The following is a 15538-nucleotide window of genomic DNA, read 5'->3' on the forward strand; positions in this document are numbered from 1 at the left end:
CTCTCTTCTCTATGTCCAGTTCGGAAGAAGGACTTCCGTGCGGTCGGTCGCCGGAGCCGGTGTTGCTGACATCAACGAAATTTCCGCCCGCATTTCATCTGTCATGTCAAAATCCGCTGCTGCCAAAGATGCCTTCAACTGTTGAGAATTTCTTGCCCCGATAATCGGAGCCGTGACCGCAGGCTCTCCCATAACCCATGCAACAGCCAGAGTTGCCGGTTCGATCCCCCTCTGTTTGGCATATTCGGTCAGTTTATCAGCCGTCTGGTAATCGCTTTCATAGCGGTAACGGTCACGGTATCTGGCCTCATCGATAATCCTTCCCATTCCGGGTCTCTTTCCCATACCATATTTTCCCGTCAGCAGACCTGCTCCCAATGGGCTGTAGGTGATCACACCGAGCTGCTCCGCCCGGGCAAACGGAAAAATCTCAACTTCCGCCTGGCGTTTCACCAGATTATACATTGGCTGGATCAACTCAAAACGTGCCAGACATTCTTTGGCTGATATTCCCAAAGCTTTCGCCATCTGCCATGCGGCCCAATTGCTTACCGCAGGATACAGGATCTTTCCCTGTCTCTGTAAATCATCCAGTGCCCGTATGGATTCTTCCATCGGGGTTTCTTCATCAAAAGAATGGACAAAATAAAAATCAATATAATCCGTATTTAATCGTTTTAGACTGGCATCTGCTGCTTCTAATATATGCCGCCTTGACAATCCCCGGGAATTCACGGATTTTCCTGTGGGATAAAATACTTTTGTAGAGATTACCACTTCCTCACGGCAGCCGGAAATACACCTTCCCAAAATCTCCTCTGACCGTCCCCCGCTATAGACGTCCGCCGTATCGAAAAAATTAATGCCGGCTTCACGGCAGGACTGAAACATCTCAATGGAATTCTTTTCATCTGCATTTCCGCCAAACGACATGGTTCCAAAACATAAATTTGATACTTTAATTCCTGTTTTACCAACTGTACGATACTGAATCATGGTTTTCCTCCTTTATTTACTCCGGTATGGTTTCATTGATACAGGCAACTGCATTTAAAGTCCTTGGAAATCCGATATACGGCATACAGATGGTGACCGCTTCAAGCATCTCAGATTTTGTATTTCCAACCGCCTGATTCCCTTTAATGTGGCTTTTCAACTGGCTCTCACAGCCTCCCAGTGCCGTGAGCATACATAATGTCAAAAGCTCCCGCCGCTTCAGATCAAGACCTTTTCTGGTATAAAAGTCTCCAAAACAGTACCCGCAGAGGTATTTTTGGATATGCTTTAAATTCTCCGGCGCATGATTAACCGCTGTATAAGTCCCTTTTCCGAAAATAGCGGCTCTGGTATCCATCCCTCTGGCCTCCCTGTCTTCTTCGGTTACCGTTTTCCGGCTTTCAAGGGGAAGGGAAATCCCCTTGTCCGTGAAAAGCCGGTTAACAGAACAGAGAGCTTCTTCAACATCGCCAATACCAATATATGGCGCGCACTGATAGATGGCTTCTTTAATTATCGCAGGCTCAACTCCCAAATGCAGAGCAATTTCAGTATGCTCTAACAGAGCTCTGTCCAACTGTTTTGTACAAACAGCCACAAGGATTAAAAGTTCTTTCATCTGAGGTTCCAGGGTTCCATGATGATAGACCTCTCCGAATATAAATTCATCCTTGATTGCCGCAAAATCAGGATCGCTGCTTAAAAGCGGATTTTCACCCGCTCCCAACTGCTTTTTTGTATTGCTGCTCTTTAAATTCCTTTCCATGACATTCTCCTTTCCAATCAGGCAAAACCCGCATCCCGTTTTCCGGACGCAGGTTTTGCTTTCTATCAAATATACTCCCTTTATCAATGCCCAAACTCTTTTCTGGCTGCTTCCCTTAAAACGGCCGGAAAAACTAAATATATTCATCAAAAAATTCCATTACTTTTTTCGCGGCTGATTCTTCATCCGTTCCCTCAACCGAAATGGTGAGTAAATCACCCTGCCCTAACTTCATGCCAAGCAGTGCAGCCGGCCGGTTTGCCGTAACACATTCAGAATCCCTTGAAATCTCAATGCCGGATTCAAACTCCTTTGCCAGCTTCACGATCATTCCGGCCTGGCGGACATGAAAACCGCCTGAATTCTTGACTATATGTGTAAAACGCCGCATAAATCCCTCCTACTTTTTCAGTTTCATCAAAAGATCCTGGTAATCAACCTCTCCCTGTGAGGTCATTACAAACTCCGAAAAGGCAGGGGTATTGGTGATCAGCACCGGCACTTGGGTTTCATACCCCTCTTCCTTTAATTTATCCAGATCAAATGTCACTAATAGGTCTCCGGCCCTCACTTTTGCGCCCTGTTTTATATAGGCTTCAAAATACCTTCCGTTTAACTGTACCGTATCAAGCCCGATATGAATCAGAACCTCAGCCCCGTCTTCCGATAATAGCCCGATGGCATGTTTCGTCGGAAACAAGGAAACCACTGTACCGTCAACCGGCGAAACCACCTTCCCTTCATATGGCTCCACCGCAACGCCATTTCCCAACGCACCGCACGAAAATGCCTCGTCTTTAACATCCTGAAGCGGCAGCAATCGGCCTTTCAGCGGACTCAATACGATAGCTTCCGTCTTACCATTCTTTTTTGTTAACAGCTTATCAAATAATCCCACGGATAAACCTCCCTTACCGGTCAATATCTATTTTAATTTAAAGCGCTTTTTAATTCAGAACGCTGGCTCCATTTGTTTCAATCACTTCTTTAAACCAATCATAACTGTCCTTCTTACTTCGGTTATAGGTTCCATTTCCGTAATCATCCAAATCCACATAAATGAACCCATAACGTTTGCTCATTTGGTTGGTGGAATTGGATATAATATCAATCGGCGCCCAACTGGTATAACCAAGCAGCTTTACACCGTCTTCGGCAATGGCCTTGTACATGGAAATAAAATGCTGCCTGAAATATTCGATCCGGTAATCATCATGAACCGATCCGTCCGGCTCTACCCGGTCTCTCGCTCCAAGTCCATTTTCAACAATGAACAATGGCTTTCCATAACGATCATATAAATCCACCATAGATACGCGCAGGCCAACCGGATCAATTCCCCATCCCCATTCATTTTTCTTAATATATGGATTTAATACCCCTCTTGCCGTATTTTCCAGCCCAATTTCCAGGTTAGTCGTATCGTCTGCGGCACAAGTGGAGGAATAGTAGGAAAATGAAACAAAATCCACCGGATAGGCCTTCATGATTTCCAAATCACCGGCTTGTATGTTCAATTTTATCCCCTTGTTTTCATACATACTGAGCAGGTAAGCCGGATACTCTCCACGAACCTGTGTATCAGAAAATGCATAAACAGCCCTCATCTCCTGCTGTGCCTTTAATATATCGGCCGGCCGGCAGCTATAGGGATAGATGGTCCTCTTTGTCAGCATACATCCGACCATGGATTCCGGAATATTATCGTGACAGATTTTAGTCGCCAAAGCGCTGGCTACAAATTGATGGTGCATCGCCTGATATTCAACCGTCTCAAACAGTTCCGGAGCAAACCGCCGTTCAATCAGGCCGCCCGTCATAAATGGATGGCGCAGGATGGAATCAATCTCATTAAAGGTCAGCCAGTATTTCACCTTCTTCGCATAACGCTTCGTAATAGTATCCACATAACGTGTGAAAAACTCGATGGAACGGCGGTCATACCAGCCGTTATATTTTAAACAGAACTGCAGCGGCGGCTCATAGTGGCTCATTGTGACCATGGGTTCCATCCCGTATTTCAAACACTCATCAAAAACATTGTCATAAAACTTCAGCCCCTCTTCATTCGGCTCCAGTTCATCGCCATTGGGGTAAATCCGGCTCCAGGCAATCGAAAGGCGGAACACTTTAAACCCCATTCCCGCCATCAGAGCAATATCCTCTTTATAACGGTTATAAAAATCAATGCCATGACGTTTGGGGTATAAATTCAGATCCCTGCTTCTTAACGCTTCTTCAATCTCTTCATCTGTGATATCACAAAAGCTGTGAACGTCATTGATATCCCCCATTTTATCCGGATCTTTAAACTTTGCCACATCGCTGGCTGATACCCCTTTACCGCCCTGGTCCCAGCCTCCTTCGCACTGGTTTGCTGCAATTGCCCCGCCCCAGAGAAATCCTTCCGGAAACATTTTACTCATACTTTCACCTCAATTATTCTTTTCTAATCAATACCCTGATCCGCACATCAGGCCGGTAATTCCGGAAAAGTTACTTCTCATTCTTTCCTTCAAAACGCATTGCCAGAATAAATGTTGCTACAGCCGACACACCAATGGTAATAGCCAGTGCAATCAAAATCTGATAGAAATAGCGCATTGTATTATCACCGAGATACATCATAACCGCCGGAAGGCCGGAGGATCCCGTCGCAAACCTGTGGGTCTGAGTAAGTCCCGCGAACAAACCTCCGCAGGCGCTGCCGATCAAACCGGCAATCAGCGGATATTTCTTAGGAACATTGACACCATAAAGAGCCGGTTCCGTAATGCCCATCAACCCTGTGATACCAGCAGAAGTACCGATCTGTTTTGTCTTACTGTCTTTTGACAGGATTCCAACCACTAAGGCAGCCGTACCCTGGCCGATATTGGCACAGAGGACGCCCGGGCCAAAGACCGCATCATATCCCATCTGGGCCATCTGCATGGTCCCCAGCGGCGCAAGTCCATGGTGCAGGCCAAAAATCACTAACAATGGATATAAGCCGCCCATGAACAATGGCGGAATCCAACTGACATTCGTACTCAGCCATGTAAATATCAGGGTCATGATATTGCCAACATAATCTCCCAGGGGCCCAAGGATAGATAAAGCCAGAATCCCCATTACAAGGAAAGTAATCATCGGAACAAAGACCAAACGAACCGCTTTCGGCACAACTTTATTCAGGAATTTCTCTATGGGCGCCTGAACCAGAATAACCAGTACAATCGGGATAACGGAACCTGTATATTTTACCAGGTAAAGCGGAACCATTCCAAATAACAGCACCGGTTCTTTTGCAGCAACCAGGCCTCCCCATGTGGCATGGCACATAATACCCGCAACTACCGCGGCCAGAAACGGATTGCATTTTAATTTCTGTCCAATGGAAAAAGCCAGCAGAATGGGCATAAAAGCAAATGTGGCATCACCAATCATATTGATGATAATATAGCTCTGGCTGCTGGTATCCACTAACTGAAATGCCACCAAAAGCGCCAGCAGCGCTTTTACCATACCGGCTCCTGCCAGCGCCGGAACAATTGGCGAAAAAATGCTGGATACAAAATCCGCCAGAATATCAAACAGCTTCTTTTTCTCCTGGTTCTCTATGTTCCCTTCTCCCGATTCCACCGGGGCCATACTGCCGCCGTTTTGGGGGACCAGTTTTACTACCTCTTCATAGACTTCTGCTACATGCATTCCAATTACAACCTGAAACATACCGCCGTTAATCAGCACTTTTGCAACCCCATCCATTCCATTGATCGCATCCTGATCGGCTTTATTGTTGTCTTTCAGCATAAAACGCAGGCGGGTCTGGCAATGATGAAGCGAATCAATATTCTCATTGCCCCCGACCTTTTCAACAATAGCCTTTGCCAAGCTCTCATATTTCTTACTCATACTGTACTCCTTCCTATGAATAGCATGATATCTGAATTACTGCCCACAGCCGCCGGCTCTTCGCCGGCCGCCCTATGTATTGGCAAATTAATCCAAACTCCATTAAGCAATAACTATGGTTCATGTGCACCTGATCCATATGAAGTTATTTATCTTGGTCAAATAGTAGCATTTTGCACAAGAAATGTCGATAGAATTTGTTTCACCTTATTTCATAGAAGTGTGCATATGAGTATTAAAATCTGAAACGATGTTCCATGTGGTTATTATAATCCAGATTCCGCCTGATTCCTGCCTATTTGATAAGACGACAGGCGGGAAAACCATGGATGACGCCCCAAAACAGGCAGTCATCGAATTTGACATAGGCCGTTTTATCCATAAAAACAGATGAAGACAGGTCTCTTACCGAAACCTGTCTTCACCCGCCTTATTATTCTTTCTTCTCATCTCTTCCCACGCCTATTAAATGAACCATCGCAATCGCTCCAACCACCAGCACGACGCCCATGCCGCCCTGCAGCGAAATCCTCTCCCCATAGAGCAGCACGCCCACAAATGTAGCCACAACCGGTTCGATGGATGAAATCACAGACGCCACTCCCGTCTCCATATGGGAAAGTCCTGCCGTATATAAGATGTATGGAGCTACCGTAGTCACAAAAATCCAGAACAAGGCCGTTCCCATCGCTCCTGCGCCTCCGGTAAAACAGCTTCCAATCCCCGGCAGACTGACAAAAGGTAGAACTCCCACTGAAGCCATTCCAAATGTCCATAACGTGATCGTAAGGGAAGAATATCCTTTCATAATCGCATATCTTCCGAAAATACTGTAAAGCGCATACCCCAGGCCCGCTCCCAAACCTGTCAGAATACCGGCCGCCGACAACCCGGAAGCCGTTCCCGGCCCTCCGGTCACCAGCACGCAGCCCAAAAAAGTGAGAGCCAAAGCTGCCGCCTTTTTCAAGGTAAAACGTTCCTTAAACAACACAGCCGACAACACCATGACAATGGAAGGGGCCGTATACAGCAAAATAGCCGCTGTGGAAAGGGAAGTCAAAGAAATCGTCCTGAAATAACAATAATTAAAAAACACAATGCTGCAGACCCCCGTGCCTAAAAAACACCAGAGATCTTTTAAATGAATTCGGAAAGCCCTGCGGTCTATAAAAAACAGTCCCGCCGCCATACAGAAAAATGTAACAAAGGCCCGAACCGCCACCACTTCCATGGATTCAAGTCCGATCTTGTTTAAACTTCTGACCAAAATCCCCATACAGCCCCAAAGGCTTCCAGCCGCTAAAATAAAGAACGGAGCCGCCTTTTTCATGACTTCCTCCATTCTGCTGCCGCCCCCGGCCAAAGCGCATTTATCTCGTCTGCAACTGTTATCTTCATCTTCTGCCCTATGCCTTCTCTTTATGCCTTCTCTTTCAGCAAATCTCTGATCTCACTCAGAAGCTCTTCCGTTGTAGGACCTGCCGGAGCGGGAGCCGGTTCCTCTTTTTTCTCCTCTTCATGGCGCAGTTTTGCGCTTATCATGGCAACCGTTTTAATCATGAAGAACATGCAGACGCCGATGATTAAAAAGTCAAAGATATTTTGCAGGAAACTTCCGTATTTAATGGCCGCAGCCGCTTTAATTTCATTGCCTGCGGCATCGTAAACAGCCGGATTGAGAACCCATTCCAAAGTGCTGAAATCCGCTCCGCCCGTCACGGCTCCCAATGCGGGCATCAATATATCATTTACAAGAGAAGTTACGATTTTACTGAACGCGCCGCCGATGATCACGCCGACTGCCATATCGATAATATTGCCTTTCAATATAAATGCTTTAAATTCCTTCATCACATCGTTCATTTTACTCATAATTAGTCCCTCTTCTTTCGTTTTATTATTCTTAAACTGTAACTGTCCTGAACGGTTACCTTAAATTAAAATAATTTCAGCCCTTTGGCAACAATCGAAATAAAGTCCTGTACATTGGTGACCATAGTGGTGGCGCAGAGGCTTCCCCGGTCAATCAGCTTATTGACCACAAATTCATCCGCATCCACGGTATACAGATAGACCGGCCTGATCTCCCCATCCGGCATCACCCGGAAAGAAGGCGTCATATTGCCCGTGGCAATGGTGTGCAGCATGGTGGCCAGACAGATCACGCAGGTTGCCTGTTTCACCAGCCCCCGCATGGCATTCTGCCCCTCATAAGCGCTTGCGATCACTTCCGGCATGGGCCCGTCATCCCGGATGGAACCAGTCAGCACAAATGGAACGTGATTCTTAACACAACTGTAAATGATACCGTTATCAATCTTATAATCCTCGATAAACTGGGGTATGGAACCGCTGCGGCGCACCTTATTGAGCACGTCCAAATGGTTATAATGGCCGTTTGGCTGGGAAACCTGGGTATAGATATCCTGCCCCAATGCCGTATGTAAATAAGCCCCTTCCAGATCATGTGTGGCAAGGGCATTCCCGGCCATCAGGCCATGGGCGTATCCGTTATCGATCAACGCCTGCATGGCAGCTCTGGCATCCGCATCAAAAGAAAAAGCCGGCCCCATAACCCAGACAATATTCCCGAATTCCTTCTCGTGCTTTAAAAGCTCAAACAGATTGTCATAGTCTCTGGAATAGGAAGTTTCTCTGCTGCGCCCCTGGCGGAACACGAACTGGTCCCGGTTTCCGTCTAAACTGATATCCCCGAATCCGTTGCAGTGCATATAGATGCCTTCCTCACCGTCCTCCGACCTTCCCAGGATGACCTTGTCCCCCTTTTTCAGGTTCCGGTTCTCCACCACCTCCAGGTGTCCGTCGCCGCACAGCACTACACTGGAATCCATCCGGCTCTCCTCTGCCAAAACCCAGGAGCCGTTAATCTTAAAATACTCCGGATACATGGATGTGCTGTGAAAATAGTCCGGAGCCACCCCGTCTTTCTCCACCACTTCATATCTGGCATCCGGTGCCGAAGCCAGTTCCGGACGGGTAAAATCCGGATGATGATATTTAGGCATTTGAAACGCCATGTTCTGTTACCTCCTTATATATATGTAATTTTAGGTGCTCTCAAACAAAGATCTGCTGGTCTCATAATAAATCTTAGTCAGGTCATCCAAAACCTTGGTATGTTCAAAATCCTTATGGTAGATCAGGTTGATCTCCCTGCTCATACTCAAATTTTCTATGGGCAGCCCTTTCAGCTTGCCCTTTTTCAGCTCATCCATAAATGCGCTCTTTGCCAGAATTGAAACTCCGAAATTCCGTCTCACCAGATCTTTGATCGTTGCGATGTTGTCAACTTCCAGAGTTACATTGAACTCATCCAGGGTCATGTTATTGCTTTCCAGATGAGAAATAAATAAATTTCTGGTAGCTGAATTGGGAAGGCGCAGAATCAGGTTCTCTTTTTTCAATTCATTCAGGGTCACCATGCTCTTTTTAGACAGAGGATTGGAGTTGGGCACCGCTAAAATCAGGCAGTCCGTATCCAAAAGCACGGAGTTAAAGTCCGGATCCGGTATTTTTCCCTCCACTATAGCCAGGTCAACCTCATAAGTTTTTAACTTAATATAAAGATTATTTATGGTGTCAGAAATCATTGTTATACGAAGGCCGTGATGCTGGGAGCTGTATTTAGCCAGTACCTCGGCCATCAGATTGCTCTCCGCAGTGTGTGTAATCCCTACTGTAATCCTGGTTATCTGCCGCTTTATATCCTTTAAACTCTGGTTTAAATTCTGGTATAAAGTCTTGATTCTACGGGCGTATTTTAAGACAATTTCCCCTTCTGCCGTAAGTTTTATGGTCCCTTCGCTCCTGTTAAACAGCTTGATGCTGAACTCCTTTTCCAACTGTTTAATGTGCTGGCTGACCGCCGGCTGAGTGAGGGAAAGCTGCTCCGCCGCCTTTGTAAAACTATGGGTTTCACATACCGTTATCAGTGTTTCCAGCCTTGCATCAATCATGTCCCACCTCCAAAATAACAAATCATTATATATATAATACATATTATAATTTGTATTTATATTGCAACCTGCTATAATTATACCATGAACAAGGAGAAATACAAGGGGGTCTTACAATGCAACCGATTTATAGTACTTTTAATGAATCGACAATCGTTTTATATTCCATTTCCGTTATTCTGTTCGCAGGATTCCTCATGACACGAATTACGAAAAGACTGCATCTTCCCAACGTCAGCGGCTACATTCTGGCAGGCGTTTTGATCGGTCCGTCCGTTTGTAATGTGATACCGGAATACGTCATCGAACACATGGGATTTATGAGTGATATAGCGCTTGCATTCATCGCATTTGGGGTAGGAAAGTTTTTTAAAAAAGAGGTACTGAAAAAAGCGGGAATCAGGGTGATCCTGGTCACCTTATCAGAAGCTCTTACCGCAGGAGTTATCATCACTCTTGCCATGCATTATCTGTTCCGTCTGGATTGGAATTTCTCTCTGATCCTTGGAGCTATCGCAACTGCTACGGCGCCGGCCAGCACCATGATGACCATCCATCAGTATCACGCAAAAGGAGATTTCGTCAATACACTTCTCCAGGTGGTAGCTTTAGACGATGTTGTCTGCCTGCTGACGTTCAGCATGGTTGTAGCCGTGGTAAATGCCCGCACCACCGGAAATGTTTCCGTTTCCGATATTGTTATTCCGCTTATTTATAACATCATTGGGTTAGCTGTCGGTTTCCTTTGCGGAATCGTGCTGACAAAACTGCTCACACCTTCCAGAAGCCATGACAACCGTCTGATTCTGGTCATCGCCATGCTGATGGGAATCTCAGGTTTATGCGCCTGCTTCGACCTGTCGCCTCTTCTGTCCTGCATGGTATTCGGAGCAACTTATATCAATACAACCAAAGACAAAGCGCTGTTCCATCAGATCAACGATTTCACCCCGCCTGTGATGTCCATTTTCTTCATCGTATCGGGCATGAATCTGGATCTGAAAGCCATCAGCACTGCCGGAGTGATCGGCGCAGCCTATTTCCTCATCCGGATTGCCGGAAAATATGCCGGTACATTCATCTCCTGCAAGGCTACAAAGATGAGCCCGGAAATCACCAAATACATGGGGCTGGCACTGATTCCCCAGGCCGGAGTTGCCATCGGTCTGGCATTCCTCGGACAGCGGCTCCTCCCGCCGGATATCGGCAACCTGCTGCTGACTATCATCCTGTCCTCATCCGTTCTCTATGAGCTGATCGGACCAGCCTGTGCGAAGATGTCCTTCTTCCTGTCCGGAACCATCAAACGGGAAGACAAAGAACGGTTTGTAGGCCAGAGCGTTACACCCAGCCTTCATACGGGCATACATTAAATGCGGTTAATTCCGTTTCATCACATTCCTTTCTTGGGTTAGAGGATATTTTTCCAGGCCAATACCGGAATCCTGCTGCAGGAATCCGGTATTGGCCTGGATTCCTCTGCAGGAATCCTTCTTATCTGTATTTTTAAACGAACCCATCTTCTTTTTGACTTCCTTCTGCCTTCTTTCTGCCTTCTTTCTGCCTTCCTTCTGCCTTTTTACTTCTGTCTTCTTACTTCTGTCTTCTTACTTCTGTCTTCTTTCTTCTTCCTGTCTTCTTTCCTCTTTTTTGCCTTCTGTCTTCTGTTTATTTTTTCCTGTTTCAGATGTTCTTTTTCATTATAATTCTTTTCCCTCTAAATGGCCATACAATGAAAACAATATTTCAGGTAATGTTAATGTATTTTTCATACATTTGTATACATTTTATGATATAATTACTATAATTAAAGGACGAATTCCATAAACAAGGAGGATAGTGAGAAAAATAATGCCAATGGCTTATTTTCACACCCAAATTTGTGCCGGAGCCACAAATTTGAATCGCAGTTGGGAATCTGAAATTCCCGGCGCGTGCCTCTGCAAAAAACGCTCCGGTATGGAGGAATTTTATGAAAAAGCCTGTAAATTATCTATTTACATTTGTTCTTACCGCCGCATTAACCGGACTTACCATCATACCGGCTTTGGCGAGAAGCCGTACAGAAATCGATTATGTCAGCCTGAATTTTTATTCTGATATCGAGGTAGGCGATTACGACGGGACGGTGAGTGTAACAACCAATGACAGCGATTATTACGTGGACAGTGTTGAGATTCTCAACGATGTGGACGAATGGGAGCACAATGACCGCCCCAAAGTGAAAGTTTATCTGACGGCAGAGAGTGACTGTTATTTTTCCGCCAATAAAAAAGGTGATTTCGATCTGGACGGCGAGGGCGCGACTTACGTCAGTTCTTCCACACAGGATTCCAGGACGACGCTGATCCTGACCGTGAAGCTGGACCGTCTGGAAGGCGATGGCGATCTCTATGTGGAAGGTCTGGAACTGGACGACACCACCGGAGAAGCCAGTTGGGATGACAATTCCTATGCAAAATACTACCAGGTCCGCTTATACAGAAACGGAAGCTCCTGTTCTTCGATCTACCGGGTGGACGACACATTTTATGATTTTTCCGAGGATATTACCAGAAAAGGCGATTATAGTTTCCAGGTCCGCGGTGTGCGCAGTTCCTCAGAACGGGGGGACTGGGAAGAATCGGACAGCGTATATATCGATTCAGAGACAGCCGATGATCTGAGCAGCGGCCGATCTACAAGACCCGGACGCAGTTCCACTTCCTCTTCTTCCGGCGGCCCCGGAGTGGGAAATTCCAGTTCCGGCGCCTGGCTCTTAGACAGCGTGGGATGGTGGTACTGCAATGCGGACCGCACTTATACCAGAAATAACTGGCAGTATATCAATAATAAATGGTATTTCTTCAACGAAAACGGCTATATGGTGACCGGCTGGGTTCTCTGGAAGGGATTATGGTACTATATGGGCGCGGACGGCGCCATGTACACCAACCGGATGACCCCCGATAACTATTACGTGAATGGGGACGGTGTATGGATTCCGTGAGTAATTTAGACGTGATCGTTACGCCATGAAGAAGGCGAGGGGGAACCGGGGCGGATGGAGGAAGGGGAAAGGGATTGGGGATTCTGGATTCCGGCCCTAAGATATACTAGGCCTTCAAGGACGGAAAAAAGCAGGGCGGCGCCCATTCGAGGTAAACTCTTTATGGACTTTACCTCTCAAGGGGCGCCTTAGAAACTGATTCGGAATTCAGTTTCTACCTGCTTTTTTCCATCCTTGAAGACCAAGTATATCTAAGGGCCTGCATACGATCCCCAATCCCTTTCCCCTTCCTCCATCCGCCCCGGTTCCCCCTCGCCTTCTTCACGGCTGTGTACTGGCTGAGCTACAGTAAAATTCCCTTGGGGAAACAGTACAGAAAAAGCAAATTATACTGGCTGGGACAAGAAAAAAAATAGTATGGGGGGAGATATGCAGATAAGGCAAAAAAACGTTTGATTAAGATAGAATTTGGTCATTAATCTAAGTTATAACGTATATGCCCTGATGATTTAATAGAAATGGTCTGGGATTAACAGTAAAAGAAAATATCGTCTAAAGCCAATTCTACCATAACATACAAACTATAAATTTGAAGTTTTTTCAAAAATACCTTAAACTTCGATGTTAAATTTCCTCACAATCCAAAAATTGTATTTAATTCCCAGCGTCAGAGAACACCAGCAGGAAAGCGGGGAGAGGCTGCGTCCGAAGGCCGGAAGGCCGGGCGGGGCGGATTAAAAATGGGGTGGGGATCGTATGGAAGACGCTTAGTGGAAGTTAGGGTTTCAGAAGGAAAAAAAGCGGGCAGAAACTGATAACCGAATCAGTTTCTGAGATGCCCCTGAACGGTAAAGTCCATAAAGAGTTTACCGTGAATGGGCATCGGACCGCTTTTTTTCCTTTTGAAAGCCTTAGTTCCACTTGCGGCTGGAATCAGATCCCCGCACCATTTTTAATCCGCCCCGCCCGGCCTTCCGGCCTGCGGGCGCAGCCTCTCCCCGCTTTCCTGCGTACCCTTCACCAATTAAATCCCCATTTTCAAACTACATTTTGAGGATTCCCATCGATAAACTGCTTCAAATTTTCAACCGCGATGTCCATCAGCCTCTGCCTGCTCTCCTTGGGAGCCCAGGCGATATGGGGTGTCAGAATGCAGTTTCCGCACTTCAGGAGCGGATTATCTGCTTTGATCGGCTCCGTCGATACCACATCCAGGGTGGCGTAGGACAGCTTCCCGGTATTCAGAGCATTTGCCAGGTCCTCTTCCACCACCAGAGGGCCGCGGCTGGTGTTGATGAGAACGGCTCCGTCCTTCATCTTACTGATCGTGTCTTTATTGATGATTCCCTGAGTGGAAGGGAACAGGGGGCAGTGGAGGGAAATCACATCGGATTCCGCCAGCAGCCGGTCTAAAGATACGTACTCTCCTATCTCCTCTCCTGTGCTGTTTGGATATTCATCATAAGCCAGGATCTTCATTCCAAATGCCTTTGCCAGTTTGGCCGAAGCCTGGCCGATGCGGCCGAAACCAATGACGCCGAAGGTTTTTCCGGCCAGCTCTATCAGCGGATAGTTCCAGAAACACCAATCCTGGTTATTGGTCCATTCCCCCGCCTTTACCGCGTCGGAATGGGCGCCTACATGGTGGCAGACCTCTAAAAGCATGGCCATGGTCATCTGGGCTACCGCAGTTGTGCCATAGGTTGGAATGTTGGAAATGATAATGCCCCGTTTTTTGGCGGCTTCCACGTCGATCACATTGTATCCGGTAGCCAGCACTCCGATATATTTGATATTCGGGCATTGATTCATGGTATCTTCCGAAATCGGGGTTTTGTTGGTGATGACCGCTTCCGCGTCTCCGATGCGGGAAACAATTTCTGCCGCCGGGGTGCGGTCATAAACCGCCAGTTCCCCGAGCTGTGCCATCCCTTCCCAGCTCAAATCGCCGGGATTTTCCGTATAACCGTCTAAAATTACAATTTTCATCTCTAATCCTCCAATAAGGCCCAGGCCCTGTTCATAACCCTTTTTGTATTCGCTACAACCACGTCCGCATCTTCATCTCCGTAAGGTGTCACTTCGAATGAGAGGTGGAACGGGTGCTCTTCATTAAAGAAGCCTTCCTGTTTCAGAACCCGGAAAAATTCAAGAAGCTGCTCCGTATCATTGGCGCTGTCCGGGAAGCCGAATCTGGGGTGTTTATCGCCGTATGCCGGTCTGCCTGGAATTACGACGGCATTTCCTATATGGAAATGAGTGATATAGGGGCGCAGGGTCTGAATCACAAATTTTGAAGTTTCATACGTGGTTGGAAAATGGGATAAATCCACCATCAAACCGAAATTGCTGCAATAGGACCGGACTTTTGCCGCAAACTCAGCGGCATATGGGGCCGGGCCGATTAAAGCCGCCTTATCCATATCAAAATCAAAGACTTCCAGGTTGACGCCCATTCCCTTTTCCTGGGCGTAACGGCACACATTTACCGTGGTTTTTACTAACTGGGCAAAGGCTGTGTCCCTGGTTTCCTCTTCCCATTTTCCAGCCAGGAACGCAATGGCCTTCGCTCCCAGGTATTCCGCTTCGTCCACAGCGTCTTTCAGGATTTTTTCCGCCTCCTGACGTTTCTCTTCATCGATATGGTTGGGATTCGCGCCGCTTCCCAGCAGACAGGGCTGGGCGCCGAAGCAGACCGACAGGTGGGAGGTCTCAATCAGTTCTTTCAGTTTTTTCCTCACATCATCATCCGCAACATGGGTCACTTCAACCGCATCGAAAAAATCATCGCATCCTATCTTTTTTACAGTCTCCAGCAGGCCGTATTTAGCAGGCGGATAGGACATCCACTGAATCGTACCCACTTTAAAATATTTATGAATTGAATCTCTCATTTTAATGCCAATCCTTTCT

General features: G+C 46.7%; 14 protein-coding genes. 2 read left to right on the forward strand and 12 right to left on the reverse strand.

Translation table 11 applies throughout. The annotated features are described in order from the left end of the window. Window positions 1–9: 9 nt before the first annotated feature. From GPL15_RS12630 to GPL15_RS12675, 10 genes are all read right to left on the reverse strand, one after another. Window positions 10–996 carry an aldo/keto reductase gene (locus GPL15_RS12630; RefSeq protein WP_215699028.1) on the reverse strand — a complete coding sequence of 329 codons (987 nt, stop codon included), beginning with the start codon at window positions 994–996 and terminating at the stop codon, window positions 10–12. A 16-nt stretch (window positions 997–1012) separates the two neighbouring features. Continuing rightward, window positions 1013–1762: a carboxymuconolactone decarboxylase family protein gene (locus tag GPL15_RS12635; protein ID WP_215699029.1), complete on the reverse strand. Its 750-nt coding sequence runs from the start codon at window positions 1760–1762 to the stop codon at window positions 1013–1015. A 133-nt stretch (window positions 1763–1895) separates the two neighbouring features. Beyond that, on the reverse strand, window positions 1896–2153 hold the full coding sequence (locus GPL15_RS12640; protein WP_215699030.1) for an HPr family phosphocarrier protein: 258 nt from the start codon (window positions 2151–2153) through the stop codon (window positions 1896–1898). Window positions 2154–2162: 9 nt separating this feature from the next. Further along, a complete protein-coding gene (locus tag GPL15_RS12645; RefSeq protein WP_215699031.1) occupies window positions 2163–2660 on the reverse strand; it encodes a PTS glucose transporter subunit IIA in 498 nt (165 codons plus the stop codon). Between the two features lie 49 nt (window positions 2661–2709). Then, the gene (locus GPL15_RS12650; protein WP_215699032.1) at window positions 2710–4188 is read right to left on the reverse strand and encodes a family 1 glycosylhydrolase; all 1479 of its coding nucleotides are present in this window, start codon (window positions 4186–4188) and stop codon (window positions 2710–2712) included. A 70-nt stretch (window positions 4189–4258) separates the two neighbouring features. Further along, window positions 4259–5659: a PTS transporter subunit EIIC gene (locus tag GPL15_RS12655; RefSeq protein ID WP_215699033.1), complete on the reverse strand. Its 1401-nt coding sequence runs from the start codon at window positions 5657–5659 to the stop codon at window positions 4259–4261. A gap of 433 nt (window positions 5660–6092) precedes the next feature. Beyond that, window positions 6093–7001 (reverse strand): EamA family transporter, encoded by a 909-nt coding sequence (locus GPL15_RS12660; protein WP_215699034.1) that lies wholly within the window; start codon window positions 6999–7001, stop codon window positions 6093–6095. A gap of 77 nt (window positions 7002–7078) precedes the next feature. Continuing rightward, the gene (gene mscL, locus GPL15_RS12665) at window positions 7079–7531 is read right to left on the reverse strand and encodes a large-conductance mechanosensitive channel protein MscL (RefSeq protein WP_252198367.1); all 453 of its coding nucleotides are present in this window, start codon (window positions 7529–7531) and stop codon (window positions 7079–7081) included. A gap of 65 nt (window positions 7532–7596) precedes the next feature. Continuing rightward, a complete protein-coding gene (locus tag GPL15_RS12670; RefSeq protein WP_215699035.1) occupies window positions 7597–8697 on the reverse strand; it encodes a hypothetical protein in 1101 nt (366 codons plus the stop codon). A 30-nt stretch (window positions 8698–8727) separates the two neighbouring features. Next, window positions 8728–9636, reverse strand: a complete 909-nt coding sequence (locus GPL15_RS12675; RefSeq protein ID WP_215699036.1) for a LysR family transcriptional regulator — start codon at window positions 9634–9636, stop codon at window positions 8728–8730. A gap of 116 nt (window positions 9637–9752) precedes the next feature. On the opposite strand from GPL15_RS12675, the gene GPL15_RS12680 reads away from it, so the two are divergent. Together GPL15_RS12680 and GPL15_RS27745 are read left to right on the forward strand one after the other, a co-directional pair. Further along, the gene (locus GPL15_RS12680) at window positions 9753–11009 is read left to right on the forward strand and encodes a cation:proton antiporter (protein ID WP_215699037.1); all 1257 of its coding nucleotides are present in this window, start codon (window positions 9753–9755) and stop codon (window positions 11007–11009) included. A 599-nt stretch (window positions 11010–11608) separates the two neighbouring features. Beyond that, window positions 11609–12625 carry a hypothetical protein gene (locus GPL15_RS27745; RefSeq protein WP_215699038.1) on the forward strand — a complete coding sequence of 339 codons (1017 nt, stop codon included), beginning with the start codon at window positions 11609–11611 and terminating at the stop codon, window positions 12623–12625. A 1038-nt stretch (window positions 12626–13663) separates the two neighbouring features. Here GPL15_RS27745 and GPL15_RS12690 read toward each other — a convergent pair. Then, entirely contained in the window at window positions 13664–14614 is a 951-nt protein-coding gene (locus GPL15_RS12690; RefSeq protein WP_215699039.1) for a D-2-hydroxyacid dehydrogenase, read from the reverse strand. Between the two features lie 2 nt (window positions 14615–14616). After that, window positions 14617–15519 (reverse strand): TIM barrel protein, encoded by a 903-nt coding sequence (locus GPL15_RS12695; RefSeq protein WP_215699040.1) that lies wholly within the window; start codon window positions 15517–15519, stop codon window positions 14617–14619. Window positions 15520–15538: the final 19 nt, after the last annotated feature.

The sequence above is a fragment of the Clostridium sp. MCC353 genome (assembly GCF_018785315.1).
GTDB lineage: Bacteria > Bacillota > Clostridia > Lachnospirales > Lachnospiraceae > CHH4-2.

Excerpts from the sequence above, each read along its gene's own strand:
- GPL15_RS12630 (WP_215699028.1), bottom strand. The coding sequence starts at position 996 with ATGATTCAGTATCGTACAGTTGGTAAAACAGGAATTAAAGTATCAAAT.
- GPL15_RS12635 (WP_215699029.1), bottom strand. The coding sequence starts at position 1,762 with ATGGAAAGGAATTTAAAGAGCAGCAATACAAAAAAGCAGTTGGGAGCG.
- GPL15_RS12640 (WP_215699030.1), bottom strand. The coding sequence starts at position 2,153 with ATGCGGCGTTTTACACATATAGTCAAGAATTCAGGCGGTTTTCATGTC.
- GPL15_RS12650 (WP_215699032.1), bottom strand. The coding sequence starts at position 4,188 with ATGAGTAAAATGTTTCCGGAAGGATTTCTCTGGGGCGGGGCAATTGCA.
- GPL15_RS12655 (WP_215699033.1), bottom strand. The coding sequence starts at position 5,659 with ATGAGTAAGAAATATGAGAGCTTGGCAAAGGCTATTGTTGAAAAGGTC.
- GPL15_RS12660 (WP_215699034.1), bottom strand. The coding sequence starts at position 7,001 with ATGGAGGAAGTCATGAAAAAGGCGGCTCCGTTCTTTATTTTAGCGGCT.
- mscL (WP_252198367.1), bottom strand. The coding sequence starts at position 7,531 with ATGAGTAAAATGAACGATGTGATGAAGGAATTTAAAGCATTTATATTG.
- GPL15_RS12670 (WP_215699035.1), bottom strand. The coding sequence starts at position 8,697 with ATGGCGTTTCAAATGCCTAAATATCATCATCCGGATTTTACCCGTCCG.
- GPL15_RS12675 (WP_215699036.1), bottom strand. The coding sequence starts at position 9,636 with ATGATTGATGCAAGGCTGGAAACACTGATAACGGTATGTGAAACCCAT.
- GPL15_RS12680 (WP_215699037.1), top strand. The coding sequence starts at position 9,753 with ATGCAACCGATTTATAGTACTTTTAATGAATCGACAATCGTTTTATAT.
- GPL15_RS27745 (WP_215699038.1), top strand. The coding sequence starts at position 11,609 with ATGAAAAAGCCTGTAAATTATCTATTTACATTTGTTCTTACCGCCGCA.
- GPL15_RS12690 (WP_215699039.1), bottom strand. The coding sequence starts at position 14,614 with ATGAAAATTGTAATTTTAGACGGTTATACGGAAAATCCCGGCGATTTG.
- GPL15_RS12695 (WP_215699040.1), bottom strand. The coding sequence starts at position 15,519 with ATGAGAGATTCAATTCATAAATATTTTAAAGTGGGTACGATTCAGTGG.